The sequence below is a fragment of the Microcystis sp. MC19 genome (assembly GCF_003019735.1).
Lineage (GTDB): Bacteria > Cyanobacteriota > Cyanobacteriia > Cyanobacteriales > Microcystaceae > Microcystis.
The window spans coordinates 3784567-3806631 of sequence record NZ_CP020664.1 but is presented as its reverse complement, the minus strand read 5'-3'; the positions used below and the strand labels follow the sequence as shown (position 1 = coordinate 3806631).

Annotated in this window: 23 protein-coding genes and 1 pseudogene; 8 read left to right on the top strand and 16 right to left on the bottom strand. The window is 44.2% G+C overall.

The window, feature by feature from the left end; translation table 11 throughout:
- The first annotated feature begins 261 nt into the window (after positions 1-261).
- Positions 262-1089, top strand: a complete 828-nt coding sequence (locus tag B5D77_RS19405) for a pentapeptide repeat-containing protein (protein WP_106909458.1) — start codon at positions 262-264, stop codon at positions 1087-1089.
- Between the two features lie 128 nt (positions 1090-1217).
- Here the strand turns inward: B5D77_RS19405 and B5D77_RS19400 are convergent, their stop codons facing one another.
- The 5 genes from B5D77_RS19400 to B5D77_RS19380 all read right to left on the bottom strand — a co-directional run bounded on the left by B5D77_RS19400 (position 1218) and on the right by B5D77_RS19380 (position 6611).
- The gene (locus B5D77_RS19400; RefSeq protein WP_008197090.1) at positions 1218-3071 is read right to left on the bottom strand and encodes a penicillin-binding protein 2; all 1854 of its coding nucleotides are present in this window, start codon (positions 3069-3071) and stop codon (positions 1218-1220) included.
- Between the two features lie 171 nt (positions 3072-3242).
- Complete coding sequence (locus B5D77_RS19395; RefSeq protein WP_106909457.1) at positions 3243-3764, bottom strand: hypothetical protein; 522 nt, start codon at positions 3762-3764, stop codon at positions 3243-3245.
- A 132-nt stretch (positions 3765-3896) separates the two neighbouring features.
- A complete protein-coding gene (locus B5D77_RS19390; protein ID WP_008197096.1) occupies positions 3897-5261 on the bottom strand; it encodes a GTP-binding protein in 1365 nt (454 codons plus the stop codon).
- Between the two features lie 178 nt (positions 5262-5439).
- On the bottom strand, positions 5440-5904 hold the full coding sequence (gene folK / locus B5D77_RS19385) for a 2-amino-4-hydroxy-6-hydroxymethyldihydropteridine diphosphokinase (protein ID WP_008197098.1): 465 nt from the start codon (positions 5902-5904) through the stop codon (positions 5440-5442).
- Positions 5901-6611, bottom strand: coding sequence for a sirohydrochlorin chelatase (locus tag B5D77_RS19380; RefSeq protein ID WP_106910029.1), 711 nt, complete (start codon positions 6609-6611; stop codon positions 5901-5903). Before B5D77_RS19380 ends, folK begins: the two co-directional genes overlap by 4 nt.
- Before the next feature lie 296 nt (positions 6612-6907).
- On the opposite strand from B5D77_RS19380, the gene B5D77_RS19370 reads away from it, so the two are divergent.
- From B5D77_RS19370 to B5D77_RS19360, 3 genes are all read left to right on the top strand, one after another.
- Positions 6908-7180 carry a hypothetical protein gene (locus tag B5D77_RS19370; RefSeq protein ID WP_008197103.1) on the top strand — a complete coding sequence of 91 codons (273 nt, stop codon included), beginning with the start codon at positions 6908-6910 and terminating at the stop codon, positions 7178-7180.
- Entirely contained in the window at positions 7170-7757 is a 588-nt protein-coding gene (locus B5D77_RS19365) for a hypothetical protein (RefSeq protein WP_008197107.1), read from the top strand. Before B5D77_RS19370 ends, B5D77_RS19365 begins: the two co-directional genes overlap by 11 nt.
- Before the next feature lie 204 nt (positions 7758-7961).
- Positions 7962-8228, top strand: coding sequence for a hypothetical protein (locus B5D77_RS19360; protein ID WP_008197109.1), 267 nt, complete (start codon positions 7962-7964; stop codon positions 8226-8228).
- Here B5D77_RS19360 and B5D77_RS19355 read toward each other — a convergent pair.
- The gene (locus tag B5D77_RS19355) at positions 8225-9889 is read right to left on the bottom strand and encodes a transglutaminase domain-containing protein (RefSeq protein WP_039899484.1); all 1665 of its coding nucleotides are present in this window, start codon (positions 9887-9889) and stop codon (positions 8225-8227) included. The two genes, B5D77_RS19360 and B5D77_RS19355, sit on opposite strands and share 4 nt — an antisense overlap.
- A gap of 265 nt (positions 9890-10154) precedes the next feature.
- On the opposite strand from B5D77_RS19355, the gene cofG reads away from it, so the two are divergent.
- Together cofG and B5D77_RS19345 are read left to right on the top strand one after the other, a co-directional pair.
- Positions 10155-11042 (top strand): 7,8-didemethyl-8-hydroxy-5-deazariboflavin synthase subunit CofG, encoded by an 888-nt coding sequence (cofG, locus tag B5D77_RS19350; RefSeq protein WP_106909456.1) that lies wholly within the window; start codon positions 10155-10157, stop codon positions 11040-11042.
- A gap of 437 nt (positions 11043-11479) precedes the next feature.
- Positions 11480-12793, top strand: coding sequence for a cytosine deaminase (locus B5D77_RS19345; RefSeq protein ID WP_106909455.1), 1314 nt, complete (start codon positions 11480-11482; stop codon positions 12791-12793).
- On the opposite strand, the pseudogene B5D77_RS19340 reads toward B5D77_RS19345, so the two are convergent.
- The 4 genes and pseudogenes from B5D77_RS19340 to B5D77_RS19330 all read right to left on the bottom strand — a co-directional run.
- A pseudogene (locus B5D77_RS19340) lies at positions 12770-12865 on the bottom strand (DUF952 domain-containing protein); the annotation flags it as partial. The gene B5D77_RS19345 and the pseudogene B5D77_RS19340 sit on opposite strands and share 24 nt — an antisense overlap.
- 167 nt (positions 12866-13032) lie before the next feature.
- Positions 13033-13989, bottom strand: coding sequence for an IS110 family transposase (locus B5D77_RS26730; protein WP_216362947.1), 957 nt, complete (start codon positions 13987-13989; stop codon positions 13033-13035).
- Positions 13990-14278: 289 nt separating this feature from the next.
- Positions 14279-15688, bottom strand: coding sequence for an IS4 family transposase (locus B5D77_RS19335; protein ID WP_106909933.1), 1410 nt, complete (start codon positions 15686-15688; stop codon positions 14279-14281).
- 206 nt (positions 15689-15894) lie between these two features.
- On the bottom strand, positions 15895-16236 hold the full coding sequence (locus tag B5D77_RS19330; RefSeq protein ID WP_008197121.1) for a DUF952 domain-containing protein: 342 nt from the start codon (positions 16234-16236) through the stop codon (positions 15895-15897).
- Positions 16237-16472: 236 nt separating this feature from the next.
- Here B5D77_RS19330 and B5D77_RS19325 point away from each other — a divergent pair, with 236 nt between their 5' ends.
- Both B5D77_RS19325 and B5D77_RS19320 read left to right on the top strand, forming a co-directional pair.
- The gene (locus B5D77_RS19325; RefSeq protein ID WP_002773766.1) at positions 16473-17468 is read left to right on the top strand and encodes an L-lactate dehydrogenase; all 996 of its coding nucleotides are present in this window, start codon (positions 16473-16475) and stop codon (positions 17466-17468) included.
- 497 nt (positions 17469-17965) lie between these two features.
- Complete coding sequence (locus B5D77_RS19320; protein WP_008197125.1) at positions 17966-18748, top strand: pentapeptide repeat-containing protein; 783 nt, start codon at positions 17966-17968, stop codon at positions 18746-18748.
- Between the two features lie 213 nt (positions 18749-18961).
- On the opposite strand, the gene B5D77_RS19315 is transcribed toward B5D77_RS19320, so the two are convergent.
- The 6 genes from B5D77_RS19315 to yqeK form a co-directional block, all read right to left on the bottom strand.
- On the bottom strand, positions 18962-19093 hold the full coding sequence (locus B5D77_RS19315) for a type II toxin-antitoxin system YafQ family toxin (protein WP_008197128.1): 132 nt from the start codon (positions 19091-19093) through the stop codon (positions 18962-18964).
- An 83-nt stretch (positions 19094-19176) separates the two neighbouring features.
- On the bottom strand, positions 19177-19353 hold the full coding sequence (locus B5D77_RS19310; RefSeq protein WP_008197130.1) for a hypothetical protein: 177 nt from the start codon (positions 19351-19353) through the stop codon (positions 19177-19179).
- 112 nt (positions 19354-19465) lie between these two features.
- Positions 19466-20419: an asparaginase gene (locus B5D77_RS19305; RefSeq protein ID WP_008197132.1), complete on the bottom strand. Its 954-nt coding sequence runs from the start codon at positions 20417-20419 to the stop codon at positions 19466-19468.
- Between the two features lie 22 nt (positions 20420-20441).
- Positions 20442-20945 (bottom strand): CGLD27 family protein, encoded by a 504-nt coding sequence (locus B5D77_RS19300; RefSeq protein WP_079205364.1) that lies wholly within the window; start codon positions 20943-20945, stop codon positions 20442-20444.
- A 5-nt stretch (positions 20946-20950) separates the two neighbouring features.
- Positions 20951-21355 (bottom strand): ribosome silencing factor, encoded by a 405-nt coding sequence (gene rsfS / locus B5D77_RS19295; protein ID WP_008197135.1) that lies wholly within the window; start codon positions 21353-21355, stop codon positions 20951-20953.
- A 55-nt stretch (positions 21356-21410) separates the two neighbouring features.
- Positions 21411-22007, bottom strand: coding sequence for a bis(5'-nucleosyl)-tetraphosphatase (symmetrical) YqeK (yqeK, locus tag B5D77_RS19290; RefSeq protein ID WP_008197136.1), 597 nt, complete (start codon positions 22005-22007; stop codon positions 21411-21413).
- Positions 22008-22065: the final 58 nt, after the last annotated feature.

Sequence of the window (22065 nt, the reverse complement as noted above, 5' to 3'; positions counted from 1 at the left end):
CCAGATGGCAATGACAGCCCCATAATATTTCTCTGTCTTGCATAATTAATTTTTCATGGTTCAAAAACAGCAAAAATAAGGATTAAATGAGATAAAATTTGTAAATAGACCATTTAATTGATTGTTATTCATTCTTAATTCTCCTGACTACTGGCTACTGACTCCTAACCCCAACAACAATTTTTGATTTTTACAAGAGGTCTAATCTCTAAAAGTGCATTGTTAAAGTATGATAGTTAAAGAGTATCGGTACAGACCCCTATGAACCCCCTCATCGCTCGTCTGAATTTTGTTTCTCCTAGTCCCGATGATGTCCGCAAGGCCAGGGATAAAGGACAAAGTTTAAGTGCCGCTAATCTCGAAGGGATCGATTTAAGTCAAATGGACTTGAAAAACGCCGATTTTACGGGGGCAATCCTCTTGGGGGCCGATTTAGCTGGGGCTAATCTCACCGGGGCGAATTTAGAGGCTGCGGATCTACGCCGGGCCAATCTGCGCGGTAGCGATCTCTGGGGGGCCAATTTACGAGACACTTTACTATATCGCGCCATCCTCTGTGGAGCTAATTTGCAGGGTGCTGACTTAACTGGTGCGAAAATTTCCCTCTCTGTCTACGACGGGACAACCAGCTGGCCAGAAGGCTATGATTATAAAAATTCGGGAGCAATCGGGCCAAAAGCCAATTTAACCGGTGCTTATCTCAATAATGCTAATCTTAGATTTGCCGACCTCAGTGGTGCTAATCTCCGGGGAGCTTATTTAAGCGGGGCCGACCTAACCGGAGCAAATCTGGCAGCTGCGGCCTTAAGCGGAGCTAACTTGCAAAGAGCGTCCTTAACCGGGGCCTTTTTGCGGGACGCTCGTTTAGTTGGGGTCGAGTTACAGTTTGCGGATCTGCGAGGTGCGGACTTAACCGGTGCAATTCTAGAACAGATCCAGAATTTAGAAGGAGCCGATTTCAGTCAGGTGGAAGGATTGAGCGATTTAGAACGCTCTTATCTCTGTGGTCGTTCCTCCCGGGAGTTAGGAACTTGGAACCCCTACACCCGCTCCAATACTGGCCAGAGTTTAGGTTGTTTACCGCGTTAGAGTTGGCCTCTTTGACCGACCACCGACTCCCCAATCGGCTCTGAAATCGGCAAGTCCAAAAATAATTAAGCCCCATGTAGAATGGGGGTTACTGGACAATTTAGCGGCTTTTCTCCTCAAGACTTAAATTAATCGTGCCGCGGGGGTTTATTGGTCGCAGAACCCGCCGGAGCGACCTTGGAGGTGGGGGGGATACCTTTGAGGGAAATGAGCGTATTCATCACCGTTTTTGCCACGGGAGCGGCAACAGTGGAACCAAAAGTATTCGCCCCCTTGGGTTCATCCACCACCACCAAAACCACATAACGGGGCGATTCGATCGGTAAAATTGCGACAAAACTGGTAATTTTGGCGTTAGGTAGATAACCCCCCGTCGGACTAGCTTTTTGTGCTGTTCCCGTTTTGCCTCCGATGCGATAACCGGGGATTTGGGCTGCTTCCCCTGTCCCCTTGCTGACGACGGTTTCCATCATTTCCACCACTTGCCTGGCCACGGTGGGAGAAAAGACTTTTTTGCTGGGATAATCGGGCTGCCAGTGCAAACGGCCGCGGTCGTCGGCTAATCCTTTGATCACATGGGGAGTCACCAGGGTGCCACCATTGGCCAGCGCACCGTGCAATTGTACTAATTTTAAGGGCGTTAGGGATAAACCTTGACCAAAGGAAGCGGTGGCCGATTCAATGGCATTATCCAGAAATTCTCGTTCGGGTTTGAGATATCCTGCCACTTCTCCGGGTAAATCTACGCCAACCCTTTGATTTATTTCCAATCCTAATAAACTTTTATAGAAATCAACTCGCCCCATTTTTTGGGCAATTTGCACCATGGCCACGTTACTAGAGGTTTGCAGAACTCGGGCCATATCTAGCGCCCCATAACCCTGTTTAGAGGCATTTTTAATCGTCCAGGGACCGACGGTAATTGCCCCCGGATCATTGACTACCGTATTAGCTTTAATGGACCCCGCTTCCATGGCCAAGGCGACAATAATTGGTTTAAAAGTTGACCCCGGTTCGTACTGATCGGCTACGGTCCAATTTTTAAATAGGGCTACATTGGCTTTATAGTATTCATTGGGGTTAAAAGTTGGCTCACAAACTAGGGCTAAAAGAGAACCATCAAGGGAGTCCATGACGATGACAGCCCCTCGTTTGGCATTAAATTTTTTTAGCTGTTCTCGTAGGGCGGTGCGAGCGGCTCTTTGTAGTTTTAAATCGAGGGTTACTTCTAACTGTAATTCATCAAACTGAAAGATACCATCAGGAACAAAAGCTGGTAAAATTCGCCCGTCTCCCATGCGTCTTGTATTGACAGAAAAAGGATCTCTTTCTAATAACTGACTGGAACCTCTCTCTAATCCTGCCTGGCCACGATGTTCTTTATCTACATAGCCAATCACGTCGGCAGCCACATCGTCTTGGGGATAATAACGAGCGTATTTTTCCTCTAATTCTACACCGTCAAGAGATAATTGTTTTAAGCCCCTAGCCACGGATTCGGTTAATTGATTGGCTAAACGAATTCCTGTTTCTTTTTCTTTAAATCTTTGAATTAGTTGATTCGTGGGAATATTTAATAAAGGAGCTAATTTATCAGCCACTTCTGCCGGCGGAATAGCAAACAGTTTTGGGTGTACATAAAGAGTATAAATTAAGCGATCGGTCGCCAAAACATTACCATTACTATCGACGATCGCCCGTCGGGGAATATAGGGTCTAATACTGGTAGTTTGCTGTTGTCTGGCTCTTTTTTGCAATCCCTGTGCTTGGACTATTTGTAATTGGTACAGTCGCCAAGCTAACCCGACAATACCCATGACTAAAATCAACCACACCGCCACCAATCGCCCGTTACCCAAAGGCAAATTTTTTAACTGTTTTTGCCGTTTTTTGGCGTTTAAATAGGACTTTCTGTCCCGGATCCTGCCGGAGGGTGATCGAGTTTCTTTGCTTCTAAATCGCGGTCTTTTTGTGTCAGTCATGAGCAGTATCTTTCAGTGATCAGTGAGCAGTAAGCAGTAACCAGTGAGCAGTGATCAGTAACCAGTAATCAGTGAAAAGACAGTAGGAAACTCCTATTTAATACTGCACACTTAAAAACTCACATCTGATAACTGTTAACTTACCCACTGATAACTGATAACTGATAACTGTTAATAGGCACTTCTGGGCCGAGAAATGACGGTAGATTGGGATTGAGAAGCGGGGGACGGTTTCAGATTCGGGGCAGATTTACGCTGTAAAAAGATAGTTTGGAAGGGTTGGGGATGAGTTAATCCCGTTTCGGGTTTTTCTGCTTGTTGAGCTAGTTGATGTTTAAGGGTTTCATTGGTGGCCAAAAGATGGCGCTCGTGACGTTGCAGTGTTTCCAGTTTACCAAATTCTTTGTCCCAAACCTTGGGAATATATACCGTCCAAGCATATATTCCCAGAGTCGAACCCAACAGACAAAAAGTAATCACGGCCACTATTCTTTCTAGGAGGCAAAGGGAACGTAATTGACGCGAGGCTAATTGTTTTTGTGTCGGGGCCACGGGAACTCTCACCACCGATTTAGTTGTCGGTTTGACCGTTGGGGTCGCCTGATTTACTGGTGACTGGGGACGGTGTTGACTGTCTTGGCTTTTTTGGCGAGAAACGGGAACGGGAATATAGGACTTATGGGCAGCAGACATGATTTTCTCTCAATATTTCTAGCTAGTTGTCGTTGTCAAAAATTAAGTTTCTAAAATTAGGAGTCGGTCATCAGGAGTCAGTAGGAAATATTTAATTGATCACTGTTGCCTTTTTTCCTTTTTACCTTAAAATCACTGTTCTAGCTCTAGACGTAAACGATATAAAATAGTTTGCGGATGAACTTGAGCGAGAATTTGATTAATCACCGTACTCGGTCCGGATGCCCCCCAACTACAACCGCGTTCTAGATAGATTTTAGCGGCTTTCCCGATTATATAGGTTCCATAAGCAGCAATTGCACCCTGTAGGAGAGCGGTGCTACCGTAGAGGGTTAAAGAGGTGGGATTTTCAAAAATACTCGTCGCTGCCGCTGCCGTTTTGCCCAAACCGATAATCACACTGCCGAGGATTTCCCCCACCAGCAACCCCCCACTACTCAAAAGTAGCGTCCGCCAGAGTTGACCAGCTTGGTGACTGGTAATTGGCAAGCCGTACAAACGAGCTAAAGCCCGAACTAGAGTCAAATCGACGATTGAAGCCCCTAGTAGGTCTAAAATAGCGATCGGATTGGCCGCAATCGCTAAAGCCTTATATTTCGCGTATTGCCAGATAATTTCCTCCGCTTGACTGTCCCGGAGTTCCAGGGTTTTTCTAGCGATATTTTCCTCCGCTTCTTGCCCTTGCACTAAAGCATTGAGGGCTAACAGCGATCGCCCTTCCCGATTTAAAATCGTTAAGAGTTTATCTTGCAGCTCCTCAATTTGGGGGGGAGGGGTTTCCCACTCAGTCACCACGCGCCCATCGGGGTATTCCACCCGGACGGGAATCGGTTGCGGTTCGGCGGCTACCATAACTATCTCATCGCTAGTTAACAAATCTTCTAACGTTTTTTCGTCCCGATTGGTTCCTAATCTCTGTAACTGCTGAAAAATCTGACGGCGATCAGCCTCCGGATAGAGATCAATCTTATTAAACACCAAAATAATCGGTTTTTTAGCCTGGCGCAATTCTCCTAAGGCCTCGTATTCGGTGCGGGTAATATCCCCCGCAACGATAAATAAAATCAAATCGGCACTTTTAGCGACTTCTCTGGCCATATTCGCCCGTGCTTCCCCTTCAATCTCATCCAATCCGGGGGTATCGATTAATTCTATCTGAATTTTACCCGTGGCTGGTATCCAACGTACCGATCGCGGCCAGCGTGTCACCCCGTGCAGGGGTCCAGTTGTCAGGACTTTTTGACCGACTAAAGCATTTACCACCGAGGATTTACCGCGACTGACTAACCCGAAGGCTGCCACCCGAATCACCGTTTCATCCAGTTTATCCAAGGCCGATTTTAAGGACTGCAAATCCTCTTTAACGGCGGCCTGAAGTTGGGGATCGGGGGGATAATTCCAATGGCGGCGAAAACTGGCATACCAAGTTAAGGCCTGTTGTAAACTAGCTTTAGCCTGATTGTAATGAGTTTCCTGGAGGGATGGGGTCTTGGTCACGGTTGATTTTTTAACTGTTTATTGATGCTGCTGCCTTTATTGTAGAGTTTCGGGGCGGTAACTGAGATGAGGTTATCTGGGGTTAGGGGAAGACTTTTCAGTGATCAGTGAACAGTAACCAGTAATCAGTGAAAAGAAACTAGGGAAGTTTTCCACTAAAACCCCAACACCTAACATCCTACTCCGCCAATCCCAATTGCCCCAATAGCTGAAGGATAGTTTTTCCGGTTACGGGATCTCGCCAATCGGGGGCAATTTCTGCCAGGGGAAGCAGCACGAAGGCCCGTTCTCGGCAGCGGGGATGGGGTATCTGTAATTCGGGTGTTTCTAAGATCAGGTCATCATAAAATATTAAGTCTAAATCGAGGGTACGCGGTCCCCATCTTTCCCGTCGGACTCTCCCGAATAACCGCTCGATTTCTAATAACTTATGCAGTAAATCTAGGGGCGATAAATCCACTTGCACAATGGCGCCACCGTTGAGATAATCTGGCTGAGGCGGCCCGACGGCCGCGGTTTGATACCATTGGGAATGAGCTTCTAGTTTAATTCCTTTGACTCGCTCTAATTCCCCTAAAGCTTGCCCTAAAATTGTCGCCGAATCCCCTAAATTACTACCAAGAGCGATCGCTGCCCGCTTCATCCACATCCTTCCTCAACAATAATCTCGGCTAATTCCCCCGTCGCCCCCAAAGATTTACCTAAAGATATATTGACATTTGGATGCTTTTGTGATAGTTCAAAAACTTGGGCTTCGATCGCGGCGGTAATTCCACCAGTAAAGAGGAAATAGGGCAGTATAGCGATTTTTTGGCTACCTTTAGCAATTAAACTCTCGATTTGTTGGCATAAACTCGGTTCTATCGACCAATAAGCTGTAATTGCTCCAGAAAACGCCGCTAGATTTTCCACTTCCCGATTACCGCCGGGGCGACGACTACCGTGGGACAGTAAAATGCGATCTTGGGGGCTTAAATCGGCAAATTGTCGGGATAACAGCGATTGTATGCCCTGATAACTGCCTAAATGGGGCTTTAACTCTAGCTTAATCGGCGATCGCACTTTAGCCACGGCCGCAGGAATATCTTCTTTAACGTGAACCCCGGACAGGAGAAACAGGGGGATAATCTGCAATCGGTTACATCCTTGGCTTTGTGCTTGTTGGGCAAAAGCTTCTATTTGTTGATGGAGCGGTGTTATCGCTAATTCTAGGGCGGCAGTCCCTACTAATACACGATTATCTGCTTCTAGAACCGCTATAGATGGGCTAAACTCCGATTTACTTGCCAATCTTTCGGTGGGTTGACTGATTTTTTCCCGAACTAAGGCTGCTAATTGCGTCACCGCCATGGCTGGACGCGGATCGCGACTACCGTGGAAAACCAATAAGTAGGCTGAGGAGGTCTTCAAAGAAATCTTGCCAAAATAGTTTAGTTTTTAGCCTAATACATTTTCTCTCCCTTTAGGCATCAATGCCCCTGATATTCTCAATTTAGCTGGTAAGGGGGAAAACGTCCCCATTGGTGGGAAGTGCTACCATTTTACGGGATGTAAAGTGTGAGCAAATCAGCCCGCCGGCTTGAGTTAGCCTAGATATTGAGGTATAACCTAATTAATCGCCCAACTTAGTCAACGAGGCAGTTAACGTGAAAGTGGAAACAGACAGTAAACAATTACCCTCCTACGAACAACCACCCTTGATAGAAGTGGTAAAATTACCTACAGCTTTATCATCAGAATCCTGCTCAATAGACTCAGCAGAAGATAATGATGATGAACTGGATTGTAGAGGAGTTTTTGTAGTTTCTCATCAACCGAAAATCTTATTTTCTGAAGAAGTGAATATTAAATCTCAGGAAACACCCACTTGGAAACCTTGTGTTGTAATTGATAATTATCGACTCGAAGATGATAACTAATGACCTTTGGTATGAGGCGGTAGATGCAAATGTTGAGTTGACCCAAGGGGATATTATTCTTAATTGTCCTGTGGTTCGTTGGGCTTCTAAACCTGTTGAGGTAAGCAATAAAACAGAAATTGAAACACTTCGATCCTTAGTGGAAGTAGCTGAGATTGATGTGGTTGTCATTACTCAAGGCTGCGACTTAGAAAACAAGAAAGTCAACAATGTCATCCTTTGCCCTCACTTTGCTCTCAGCCAATATCAAGAAAATTGGGAACAGGCCATGAACAATATGAAACAAAATCCTACGGCCAAGGCGTGGGGGAGATATTGTGATGATATTAAAAATGGTTATATATGGAATCTTTCTATGCTCAACGAAGGAGAAATCGGCGACCTAAAATTAACTCATCGAATAGTTGATTTTCATGATGTGTACACTTTACCGAGAACTTTTTTGGAATCCTTCTTGCAAAATAAACAGGAACCTCGACTTCGTTTACGTCCTCCCTATCGTGAACATTTATCTCAAGCTTTCGCTAGATTTTTTATGCGAGTTGGTTTACCTACAGGAGTAAAAAAAGTCTGGTAATAGATAAATCACCTTAACTTTTACCAATAACTACCTATAGGGAAAAATTGGTTTTTTGACGATTCGATAAATCCTATGGTTTCCTATCCACAGTTCTAGCTTTGTAGGCGATTTGGTTCACTTGATAACGAATTATTGCGATCGCTTGCCATTAACTAATTTTCAGCGATAATCTAAAGTCAGAGTCCATCGGGAGATAAGATCATGAACCTTCGTCTAGTTCTATTTTCAGGCCTAGTCACCGCTTTAGTCGGAGCAGGTATCGGTTATGGCATTAGCCGCATTGAACGCAATCCCAGCCAAGTCAACTATAAAAATCCCTATAACTATCAAATCATCTATAGACGTTATTTTGCCGGTGCTGGGGCAGCCTTGGGCTTCTGTGTGGGTGCGGGTTTGCAAATGGTCAAAGAACTCAAAGAAGAAAGAGATAGAGAAATGGGCATCCTAGATGATGGCTCAGAATTCTAGTCTTTTGGGGCTAATTCCTCAAGAATGATGAATTGAACGTGATTAATCGCTAAATCGCCGATGGGAACTTGGGTTTTTAACACCGGTTGTCCTTCACTGAGCATTCGTTCAAAGGGGATATCTTTGGCAATTTCCGTATGATACCAAGCTAAACCCATAAAGAAACGATTGGGATAGGGACCGCCTTCAAAAATATCATCGGGATTGGACTCCATGGGAACCCAACCGATAGAGGGCAGATAAAATTCCATCCAGACGTGATTGTAATCCGGTTCGAGGGGTAAATTACGTTCGAGGGGATGGGGTGGGCATTTATAGCGTCCTACCGTGCGACAGGCAATACCATTGAGACGACACAAAGCCAATAATAAACCCACATATTCCCCACAGGAACCGACTCCGCGCCGCAGGGCAATATCGGGGGTGTCGATGTGGGGTTTGATGCCGTAGGAAAGCTGATCATAGACGTAGTTACGAATACTATAAACTTTTCGGAGGAGATTGGTTTCCCGACCAGTCGCTTCTTCGGCAGCATTGAGGATAATTTCTGTATTCATGGCCAGGTCATCATTATCGATCAAATAGCGATCGGGAAAATCGGCGGGTAAGTCGGGTAAATCTTCGCAATCTTTGGGAGTAATTTGGTATTTAATTCCCCACACTTCTAATAGTACTTTCCAACCAAAAATATGACGTTGTTTGGCGGTTATTTGCTCGAACTTAAATACTGCCACCCGCTGCCCGTCCTCAATTTCTTCAATAAAAGGCAATCCCACCGCTTCGACGCTGCGAATTTTTTGCCGCGGTGTTTCTAAGGGTAAAGCGATGCGCCATTCCACATTTTTGAGTTCGACATTATAGAGAGGTTCCAATTCCTCGACGTAGGATAATTCAATCAGATAACCGTTAGAAAGGGTGTATTTTTTAGCGGGATCGTAGTGAAAATATAGAGGATGGACAAAAGTCCGCGGACGATAACTAAGTTCGTAAACCTGTTCGGAATTGGGATTATCGCGGATATAGGGTTCCTGAAAAGCATAGGCCACATATAGAATATCCTTGCCACTGTTAGCATCGCGATAAAATGCTAATCCCGTCGGCGACTCAAAAGGAGTTATCATGCTAAAAAGCTGTTCTCCCGTGGCGCGATCGAGACAGTAAACCGTTTGTTCTAGGGTATCCGTTAGCCAAAGTTCTTCCCCGCGAATGGTGATATTTTCGATGCCGATACCAGGCGCGTACAAACGAGTAATTTCCTGTCCCGATTGGCGATCAAATATAAAGATTTGTCCAGAACGTTGACAAGTGACATAAATTGTGTTACCAGTTACGGCGACTCCGTTAGCGGTGTAGGGAAGACGGGTAAAAAATTTCGGGGTAAAATCTTCGAGAGTGCAGCAGTAGAGATTTTCGCGAGTGGTAAACCAGAGGTGATTTTGATCATCGATTGCCAATCCCGTCGTCCCGACGAATTCTTGCCAGCGATGGGAATTAAGTACGGTTGTATGACCAGTATCGAGGGCAATTTGGTATAAATAGCCGTTTTTTGCGTCGATAGCGATTAATTTGTTATCTTGAAATACAATTCCGTGCAGGGCCGTGGCGCTAATCGGGCGAATCGTTTGACGATGGGAGGGAAGACTGGCAGGATCGAAAATCATAGGAGGAAGCGAAAAGGGAGAGCGTTTTTGAGTCAATAAAACAGCAATTCTTCCCACGATAGCAAATTTTATCGCCCTTGAATGGGCTCTCCCAGCTTTGGTGGGTAAAATGTATTCTAAGATACATTTCTCAAGAGCGAGGGGGTGGAACGAACCACAAAGACACAAAGGACACAAAGATCGACCGATCCTATGTCAATTAAACTTATCACACAGAACCTAGAAGAGCCTTGAATGCTCGTAATGAACTCCAATTCTGAAAAAAATGTCAAGAATTGTCACCTATAGTCCCTCTCATACCCTTGTACCTACCTACGAGTGTTTCAATCGTTGCAGTTATTGTAATTTTCGCAGGGATTTAGGCACTGATGGCTGGTTAAGTTTGGAAAAAGCCAAAGAGATTTTAACTGCTTTGCAGGGTTCGGAAATTACGGAAATTTTAATTCTTAGCGGGGAAGTTCATCCTTTAGCAGCCAATCGAGAGTCATGGTTTCGGCATATTTATAATTTGGGAGAATTGGCTTTAAATATGGGTTTTTATCCCCATACCAATGCAGGTATTTTAACTTTTGCCGAGATGGAAAAACTAAAAAATGTCAATCTATCTATGGGCATAATGTTAGAACAAATGACGGTGACTTTATTAAATACTGTCCATCGTCATGCCCCCAGTAAAGTGCCATCCCTGCGCTTAGAGCAGTTACAATGGGCGGGAGAATTAGGAATTCCTTTTACCACGGGGTTATTATTAGGAATTGGTGAAACAGAATGCGATCGCTTAGTAACCTTAGAAACTATTGCCGCTCTTCATCAACGTTGGGGACATATTCAAGAAGTGATCCTACAACCCTACAATCCGGGCAAAAGAGAACAGTGGCAAAATAATCCTTTTGAGCTGCAAAAATTACCCGATCTGGTTAGACAAGCTAGGGAAATTTTGCCCCCAGATATTGTCATTCAAATTCCCCCGAATTTAGTACCCGATCCTCTTTTTCTCTTGGATTGTTTAGCGGCAGGAGCGCGGGATTTAGGCGGTATTGGCATTATCGATGAAGTTAATCCCGATTACCTCCATTTACACCCCGATAAATTAAAGGAATTTTTAGCAGTTTATGGCTGGGAATTAAAGCCACGCCTACCGGTTTATCAGTAAACATTAATCAGGGAAAAGATAGCACTGTTAATGCCATTGAACACTCCTTACTTAATACCCCTTAATTGATTATTATTCATTCTTAATTCTCCTAACGACCGACGACCGAGGCTGCATCTCATTTTTGTAAATCTACCAATTGGGATTTTTACGGGGAAACTCTCGGCTAAGATTGGGCATTACTTCCGAATTTTATCACTCAATCCAAGCTTTTGGGGGGTTCTACCCCCCAAACCCCCCGTTGGGGGCGTGGCGCCGCCCCCAAACCCCCCGCGCATTAGTTTTTCGGTGGGATGCTTACACGCAGCTGCTGATACATTTGTAATCATCTAAGAGTTACTGATAATTGCTGATTGTCGGTATTCCTGCAAATGTGAGATGCACCGACGACCGACTCCTAACCCTAACAACAATTTTTGATTTTTACCAGAGGTCTTATGATTCCCTCAAGCGAGCGCTACTGGCTCAAAAATGCTCATATTCCCGTTTCCCTGCTAGAAAATGAGGGGTTTTCTCCCCAAACCGCCGAGGGATTAACCTTAGTTAATCTGGAAATTAATGACGGTAACATTAATTGCATCACCTCAACCATCCCCCCCGAAGATAATATTCCCGTTATTGACCTCAAAAAAAAGATTGTTTTTCCTTGCTTTGTCGATATGCACACCCATCTCGATAAAGGTCATAGTTGGCAGCGTTGTCCTAACCATGATGGCACTTTTGACAGTGCCTTAAAAATGGCCCTAGAGGATTCCCGACGGGAGTGGCGCTTAGAGGATGTGTATCGTCGCATGGAATTCGGCGTTAAATGCAGTTATGCCCACGGAACCGCCGCTATTCGCACTCATATCGACTCTTTTGGTCAACAGGCCCAGATTAGCTTAACCGCTTTGGCAGAATTGCAACGACAATGGGCCGGTAAAATCACCCTGCAAGCGGTTTCTCTAGTTTCCCTTGACTACTATCAAACCTCCGAGGGAGCGGCCTTAGCCGATAAAATTGCCGAATTTGGGGGCATATTAGGGGGAGTAGCCTACACAAATCCCGATTTACAGGCACAAATTGATATTACCTTCAAATTAGCCCAAGAAAGGGGTTTAAATCTCGATTTTCATCTGGATGAAAACGGCGATTCCGATTCTACCTGTTTAGCAGCGATCGCGCGTACTGCCATCAAAGAGCAATTTTCTGGACAAATCATCTGTGGCCACTGTTGCAGTTTAGCAGTACAATCCCCTGAAATAATCCAAGAAACCCTAAATTTAGTCAAAAATGCGGGCATTGCTATCGTTAGCTTGCCGATGTGCAATCTCTACCTACAGGATCGTCAAGAGGAAAAAACCCCTTTTTGGCGCGGAACAACTAAGATAAAAGAGATGAAAAAAGCGGGAATTCCGGTTGCTTTTGCCAGTGATAACTGTCGCGATCCCTTTTATGGTTTTGGGGATCACGATGGTTTAGAAGTCTTTACCCAAGCGGTGCGGATTGCTCATCTCGATACACCCTACGCTGACTGGGTAAATAGTGTCACCCTCACCCCAGCAAATCTGCTCGGATTGCCCCATTTAGGGCGCATTAAGACGGGTCTAGAGGCAAATTTGTTAATTTTCAAGGCTCGCTACTTTAGCGAGCTATTATCGCGGCCACAGTGGGATCGCCTCGTGATTCGGCGCGGGTTGAGCATCGATACTACTCTCCCCGATTACCAAGAGTTAGATGATTTAGTTCTAGGAATTGAGCAACTCCTGTAAGGGTTTGACAAAAACCACCGATTCTAGGTTGATAGCACCGTAAATATGGGGAAAGGTCTCTTTTTCTAGATGAACGTAGCGACTGTCTTGATTGTCAAGGGGTAACTCAAAAAACAATCAAGGAGTTGCTGTCGAACCTAAAATCTCAAGCCAGAAAAAAGCGCAGCAAAAACTAAGTCGCTCAGGTTAAACCAAAGCAAGCGCAACCCTTGATCAGAGATAACAAAAAGTGTGAATCTCTAGGAACAAGGTGGTAAATTGTCAGCAAGCTGCCAAGGCTGATTTTGGCGAACCATTGCATTAAGAATAACTAAGATTTTCCGCACACAAGCAGTCAGAGCCAGTTTTTTTGATTTACCGCGTCCGACTAGGCGTTCGTAAAAGGTTTTAATCACCGGATTATGACGCATAGCTACCACCGCTCCCATGTAAAGAGTCGCCCGAATCTGAGCGCGACCTCCCTGAATCATTCGCTTACCTTTATGTTGACCACTATCATGATTAATCGGTGCGACACCGACTAAGCGAGAGATTTGTTTGGCGGTTAATTGACCGAGTTCTGGTAAGTCGGAGACGAGAGTAGTAGAAATTACTTGACCAATCCCCGGCACGGTTTTGAGTAAATTGACTTTCTCGAGCCATTGTTGGTTAGCTTGGGTCAATTCCTCAATTTCTTGATTGAGTTTTTCGAGGCAGTTATCGAGATACTCAAGATGGGCTTCGATATCGACCAAAGCTTTACCGCGAGCGCGTTCCCGTCGGTTTTTTTCGGCAGTCCGCATCTCGACAAGTTGCCGGCGACGACTAATTAAGTCGCCCAATTGACGAGATTCTTCCGACTCAACCGCTAATATTTGCGGTTGCATTGCTTCGCCAAAATGAGCTAAAATTTGAGCGTCAATGGCATCGGTTTTGGCTAATTTACCAGTGGCTTTAGCAAAGTCTCTTCCTTGACGGGGATTGATTAAGGCTACAGGTAAATCCGCTTCTTGTAATTGAATCACCAGTTCAGTTTCTAAACCTCCTGTTGCTTCCAGAACGATGAGGTTGACAGTGTAGGATTTTAGGGTTTCGACCAGTTTAGATATGTCCTCCTTTGTGTTAGCAACTTTCATCGCTTTACTGAGGGGACGAAGGTAAACATCTAGGGTCGCTTTACTAATGTCAATGCCTACCCATTGAGAGATATTTTCCATGATTAAACCTGAGAAATTGGCGGGATTAATGGTTCTTTTGGAGAGCATCCCCTTGATTTTACTCATCCTTGCCCGATACGGTCTCTTAGCTTAACAATTGATTGTTTTCGCCACGACCCCGGCGACTGTTCGAGTTTTGTCAGGGAGATTATGGTGGTGACCCTTGCTACGAAGCGGTCTTTTCCGACCAAGGTTGGGACGGTCTACCACCTCTCTCAATATACCTATCCATTAGTCACATCTTTCTTAACATAAAATTTGACAAAAAGAGAAAAGTGTGCCAGATGGCTCAAGGGGGTTCTATGGGGGAACTAATTTGATGAGATAGTTTCCAAGTCTGGCTGATATCATGTAACCTTCGCAGTCCCAACCAAATAGTTTTAACACCTGGTTCACCGTCACCTTTTCTACCTAAAAACCCCCCAAGAGAAGCAATCATTCTGACCGCTTCTCGAAAGGAGGGCGGCTTTTCAGGTGGCGGACTCTTTTTATGAATAGTGGCACACAAAGATTGCCATTCATGTTCTTCCAAAAAACTTTCACAACTCTCCTCTCCGTGTAAGCGTGCTTGATAGGTTAACCAAAGTAATCTCCAAGCTACAATTGAATAGGTAGCTAAGGCCATCTCAATTCTCCGACCCGTTTCTAATTGCAGTTTTTCTAATCCACAACCACTTTTTAAAACAAAATGATAGCGTTCTATTAACCAGCGATAACTATACCAGCGCACACAGGTTATCGCTGATTCAAAGCTACTAATGTCTAGGCTAGTTAAGAGGAGCCAACTGATAGGATTAACTCCAGGACGCGGATTTTCTTCTTCAGCTAAAATTACCTGTAATTTGACCGGTTGACGAGGGTTCGCTTTCGAGTGATGCTTAGGTACTTGTATTTCAAAACTGGCAAATCTAACTGTTAGTTTAGCTAGTCTAGCCTCGTGATTAGGATTGCGTTTTACTTGCACATCTAGGCTACCACAGGCTTTTATTTCTCTGATGGATTGATGTAAATATTTAGTCTCTGGATGCCCTGACCTTTGCTTGTCTTCGAGATAGTTAACTTTTCGGTTATGAGTTCCTCGAATTAATAAATGAGAGTTAGGATTTCTTGACTGGGCAAATAAATCAAATATGTCTGCCTCAGAATCTCCGATTGTTACGACTTGAATTTCTTCGGGTATTTGTTGTTGTGTTTCTGACAAAGAATCTAACCATCTTTGACTTTCTTTTTCTTGAGTTTCTCTTTTTTTTCTTTGCTTGGCAATCCCTAAATTCTTTTCTTCTCTTGCCCAGACATATTGATTAATCAGTCCTAAAGGTACTCCTTGCGCTGAGACTCCTAAGGTGGTATGAACTTTGAGACCAAAGGATGTTTTACAATCTAGATAACCCATTCCTTTTTTGGCTTTTTGCGTCGTAAAGTCTAAACTTGTTGTGTCTTGCACTGCCAAAACTATTGGATGTTCTTTGATTCTTTCTACTGTACTTTTAGCTTGGGCGGCAATTATATCTGAGGGGTGAAAATAGGGGGAATTCCAAAAGTCGTAGGTGGCACTGGCGGCGGCTAGATTTCCCGAAGCTTGTGGCACACTTGTACTAGGTTGGCTGGCCAAGTTTTCTACGATACTGATTAACCTTTTCTTTCTTCTGGTGTCCCCTAGGTCTGCATACTGTAATTCTTGGGCTGCCCATTTCTCCATTTTTTTGCTTACCTCCACCTTAATTCCTTCTTTCAAAACTATACCTATCAATCGTTTCCCCTTTTTTTAAGTTTCTTCTCTTTTTGTTAAGAAAGATCTGACTAATGGATAGCTCAATATACAAGGTTGGGTTGAAGCATGAAACCCAACGCCCGCTCATGTTACGCTACCGCTAACCCATCCTACAAATAATTGTGCATCCCTACTTAGGAATTGAGCAACTCCTGTAAGGGTTTGACAAAAACCACCGATTCTAGGTTGATAGCACCGTAAATATGGGGAAAGGTCTCTTTTTCTAGCTCTAAAGTGGCACTTTCTGGGTTAGGATGCTGGGGCTGCTCCCATTTGAATGGGGACTGCAATTGTTCGAGAGAAATGGCTAAAACCAGCAAATCTGGCTGATTTTGATAAAAAGCGGCCACAACTTTCGGAATTTGTTCTAAGGTGGAGCAATGGATAAATCCCTCATTTTTTAGGGAATACGCCCGATATTCCCCCATTTCACGAGCTATTTGCCAACCTCTTTCTGTAGTGATGTGATAGATCATCGGTTCGCCTCCTACTGTCACTTTATCCCTAATTTTAGGATATAGCCTGAAGCTGTCAGCGGCCCTCAATTCTCTTAAACTAGGGGTCAGGGAATCAAAGACAAGAAATTTGTCCGACCACTGACCAGAAAAAAATGGCCGATAACGTCCTCAAAATCTCTTTATAGTCTCCTTTTACCTGATATTAACCATTTCCCTTTAAAATGGGCTTACCGAGCCAATAACTGCCAAAATCTATGCTAGATAAAATATTTACTCCCAATCCCTACGCTGAAAAACCCGCGCCGCTGCGTCCTCGCAAGGGGGTAATTATCGGTGTTGGTCAGGTGGGGATGGCCTGCGCTTACTCGATGTTAATTCAAGACTGTTTTGATGAATTAATTCTGCAAGATATCGCCACGGATAAAGTCGAAGGGGAAGTGATGGATTTAAGGCACGGAATGCCTTTTATTGAACCCACAGACTTGAAAATGGGAACCGTGGCCGATGTGGGACAAAATGCCGATGTGGTGATTATTACTGCCGGGGCTGCCCAAAAAGAGGGAGAAACCAGATTACATCTTCTTGAGCGAAATGTGGCGATTTTTCGCCGTATTCTGGAGGATGTGGCTGTTTACTGCCCCAGTGCTTTGATTTTGGTGGTGAGTAATCCTGTCGATATCATGACCTATGTTACCTTGAAAATCACCCATTTTCCGCCCTCTAGGGTGATTGGTTCGGGTACGGTGCTAGATTCTGCCCGTTTACGCTCTCTTTTATCCACCCAACTCCATGTAGATGCGCGTAACGTCCACGCTTATATTATCGGTGAACACGGGGATAGTGAGCTTGCTGTGTGGAGTTCGGCCAATATCGGAGGAGCAAGGTTACTAGAAGGAGATTGGCAGGATTTAAGCGCAACCGACCAAGAAAGCTTAACAGAAATTTTTCTTCAGGTTAAAAACGCCGCCTATGAAATTATCAAACGCAAGGGTTATACTAGCTATGCGATCGGTTTAGCTACCACGGATATCGTTAAAGCGATTTTACGTTCCCAAGAAAGAATTCTCACTATTAGCACTCTCCTCGATGGTCAATACGGTCTCAAAGATGTGTGTTTAAGTATTCCCTCGGTGGTTAACGAGAAAGGAGTGATAAAAACTCTGAATCTTGCTCTTAGTCCCAGAGAAACGGAACAGTTACATAATTCGGCCAAAATTATGCGCGATTTAATCGATCAACTCAAAATTTAACTTAGGGTTGGCTGAATAAATCTAAAAACATTGTTGGCTAAGATTTTTAGATTTTTTTGCCCTCAAAAAGTGCCAGACATAATAGCGATCAAAGGCAAAATTTTGGCACTTTTTCCCCGAAAATTAGGTAATTGTGGGGTGGACTGAAGCAATTAGTGCTAGACTTCCCGAAAAGTCTATTTTATTTCAGCTTGTTGTTAGGAATCTACTTAAAAGAGGTTGTTTAATCTGGCTAATACGCTTTTGGTTATGATACGCGGAAAAGTTCGCTGCGATGGTGCTAAAATGGGGTGATATGCTGAAAGTTTCCAATTATCTTTACTCTCAGGAGTGTTATGGAGAAAGTTTTTGTATAATCGATATTTGGCCTGCTCACCCTTTGGTGATGCCAGTTCAGTCCACTTCTGAATAGGTATTGGAATTGATTTGAATTAACTTTTGTAGCAGTCGAGGTTCTAAGCTTTCATGGGGCAATCTTCAAGCAATCGGGAGTTTTGATGGCTAAAGCGCAAATGATTGATCATCTTAAGAAGACGTGTCAGAAGACCTTGAAGCTGTTAGAACAGTTAGGACCAATATCAAATCTAGCTGTTTTAATTGCCGCTATTACTTATCTCACTTACGGGGAGCAAAAACAGCGTAACTCCGACGTTACTCAAGCGTGGACAGTTATTACTGCCGCTTACGAGCAAAAAGGTAGCGGAGGACGAATTCAAGCCCTTGAGTTATTAAATGCCTCTCCAGGCATTCCAGGACGGCACAGATTCCCTTGGTTCTGGTTGACATGGAACCCGGAGAGTTTACAAGGCTTAGAAGCTCCGAACGCTTTTTTGCAAAATATTCAATTGCCTAATGCAGATCTCTGGCAAGCAAATCTCAAAAATGCCAACTTACGAGGGGCAAATCTTCAAAACTCTAGTTTGGAGGGAGCGAATCTTCAAAAATCTATCCTAGCAGCAGCGCATCTTCAAGGTTCTAGGTTACGTATTGCTAATCTTGCAGGAGCTGATTTGTTTAGAGCAAACTTGAGAGGTGCAAACTTGAGGGGAGCAAACCTCCATAGTGCTGGCTTGGTTGAAGCCAATCTTCAATCTTCTGACTTAGCCGGAGCAAAACTTCAAATGGCAACACTATACAGAGCTAATCTGCAAGATGCGAAATACACTGATGCAAGCACTTCACCCAAGTTGTGTGAAAGCTTATCCTTGAGTTACCCTTGCTCCACTGGTTTTCCAGAAGGATTTAATCCTGAATCAAGAGGTATGGTTAAAATAAATTGAATTGCGATCGCCGCCCTGGTAGTTAATGAAATCTAACACACCTCTTTTTTCTCTAGTCAAACTATTTTTGACTAATCTCGAATGCTAAGTCTTATCTGTAAAAACAGAGATCAAAGGCAAGAAAGAAGTTCATCTGTCCTAACGTTTGCAGAAAAGGGTTTTGACCTGTTAAAAGCCTTATTTTAAAAGGGTTTTACCATTATTCAGCAAACCCTATTTAGGTTCTAGTTCTTGCTTTTCAAGTAATTTATCAATGACATTTTTCAGTTTGGTCATATCTTTTTCCCGTTTTTGCAGTCGTTTAATATCTTTCTTAAAGCGATTTTCAAAAATGGTTAATAACATTAAATTCTTAGCTGCTGATATAGTTCAACTTGATCCTTGCAAACAGTTAAGTTTTTTTGTTCTTCAATATTCTGAATAGCTTGTTAAGTTTTTTGGTTAAAATCACTTATGGTATAAGTCCCTTCTGCAATTCGTCGTTCTTTTTCCGCTTCTTCTAAAAATTCAGCTAGGTGTTTTTTTAGATAGGTTGCTAGGCTATCTTGTTGTTCTTCAGAAAGCAGTGCAATTTGCTCGAAAGTTTCTTGAATTAATTTAGTCATAGGTATTGTACTCCGAAGTTCAGTTTTTGAGGAAAAAAATCAAGAGATAAATACTGCCCTAACACACCAAAAAGAAAAGTTTTTGATGTGTTACCCTTGGTCAACCCACTATTTATAACAAAGCCATTTCTCCCACCACTTCCAAGCGGGTATAACTGCCGATTTTAAGGAATTTTTCCGAGAGAGATTCGGCCACATTGGGAGTAATCCAGCCTAACTGTTTGAGAATTTGCAAAGCGGCGGCATATTTAGCCCGTTTGGAACCATCTAAAGCTTTTATTGCTAATCCTAAACCTTCACCGACGCGCCCAATACATTGAATCCCTTCGGCCCCGGCTTTACTGACGATTTCCCCTTGGCTAACCTGCATTAATTCCGTATCAAAAGCCCCTTCTCCTGCTACCATGCGGGGATGATAGGTCATCGCCCGGACGATTCTTTCTAAGTCTAAACGGTTGCCAGAGGCTAACTGGGCGTAGAGATGGGCCATTTGCCCCAACTGCATTGAATAGGTGGGCGCACCGCAGTCATCGTGGGCGCTGATTAATTCATCCCCCGGCATTCCCAATAATTCGGCAATTTTGCTTAAAATTAGCTTTTGTATCTGACTAGAACGCCGCAGATAGGTATTTAACGGCCAGCCACGCTGTTGACACACTGCTAACATCCCGGCGTGTTTGCCAGAACAATTGTACTGCAAGCGACTGGGTTTGCCTTCGGGGAGGGGACATTGCAGGGCATTGGGATCGATATCGGCGCGCCAGAGAATATTAAAGACTTGACGGGCGTGTTCCACCGTGCCTTGGTGAGAACTACAGATAATGGCTAGATCCTTATCGTTGAGATCGTAGCGTTCGAGGGTGCCGGTACTGATGACAGCCAGTGCTTGAAAAGGTTTCAGGGCCGAACGAATAAAGGCGCTAGTTTCGGCGCTGCCGGCGGTGGATAATACCCGGCCGCGGTCATCGCAAATAGCGGCCTCGACATGATGAACCGATTCAATAATACCTTCCCGGAGGAGATGAATTTCTAATCGGTGGGTTGGTGAACGTTTTACCCTATTCATTCAGATTGGTGATTGGTTGCGGTTAGTGAGTGAAAAATAGCCAGAAAAGACCACTGATAGCGACAATTGCCCCTAAAATCAGGGCGGTTTTTTGTAAACGCTGGAGAATGGGCTGGATTTGATAGGAGACGATTAAACGATCGCGGGTTAAAATGGCGGCGGTTTTTGTCCAGATTTGGCCATCGTACCAGCCCGACTCTTCATAAAATACTTTCTCCGATTGCAAGCGATCATAGACGTAGATCCAGCCTAAATACAAGCGCAATAACACCAATCCTACCAAAATTGTCGAGCCAAAAATCCCCGCACAGAAGAAGAGAAAAGGGGCTTTTTTGAGGGGAAAACTAGCGGCGGCAATCGGTCCGACAATTAACCATGTCCATAACCATAACCAGACAATTTTTTTTGTATAAGGGGCTACATCTAGCGTCGCCCAACGGAAAAACCAAGATTCTTTTAATTGTTCGTACTCGTTAACCGGTTGCTGTTCTTCCGGGACGGGACAGAAATCAAGGGAGGATTTCATGGATTCTACTCCTCCAAATGGTCGCTAGGTAGAGGAATCCGTTGAGCATGACCCCAAAATGCTTCTAAATTATAAAATTCTCGCTCTTTTGGTAAAAAGATATGGACAATGATAGCGCCATAATCCATCAGGATCCAGCTACCTTCGCTTTTTCCTTCCACTTGTCGGGGGGATTGTTGCCATTCTAGTTCCATAGCAGCTTCGATCGCATCCTCGATCGCTCGCACTTGGGTGGTAGAATAGCCGGTAATAATCAGAAAATAATCGGTTAAATAACAGATATCGGCGACTTTCAGGATGGCGATGTCCCCTGCTTTCTTGTCCTCGGCAGCGGTAACAATTGTCTCTAGAAAATTTTCGGTCTTGAGATTTTCGGCGATGGGGGTAATAATTCCAGTGGGATTGGTCATTCAGGTTGTGGTTATCCTTTGGCTGAGGTGGTTGTAAGCGAGTCTTGAGATTATGTTAATCAATGGTTTTAGTTTCTGTTGGTTGTTCTTTAACAATTTGTAACGCCCAGTTGCGCGTTAGCACGGTGCGGGGATGAATGGGACAATGGCTACTTAAAAGATATTTTAGGGAATAATCGCAGGTTTGTTGAACGCTTTTATGGAGATTTTGATAGCTGAGTTGTCGTAGGGCGTTTAATTCGGGTGTATCGCCGCGATTGGGTTCCAAGGCATCGGCAATAAAGACTATACAGCTAAGATCGCTCATATTGGGTTTACCGAGGGTATGATTGCGAATTGCTTCGAGAATTTCCTCGTCGGTAACGTTAAATTCTTTTTTGGCGACAATTGCGCTCACGTCGGCGTGGAGTAAGTGGGGATGGGATGCACAGATATTATCCACGTCTATTCCCGCCGATTCCGCCATTTTTAGCAGTTTTTTGGGCTTGAAAAATTTAGCCAGATCGTGCATTAACCCGGCTTGCCCTGCTTGGACGGTATCGAGATCGTGATGACGAGCTAAATCAATACACATGGTCTCCACACCGAGAATATGGCGCAGACGGTGTTCGTTGACGTTTTCTTTTAACCAGTCGATAACTTGCTGTCGCATCTTTTTTTGCCCTTGTGGAACCCCAAAACGATTGTAACAATTACTATACAATTTTGCC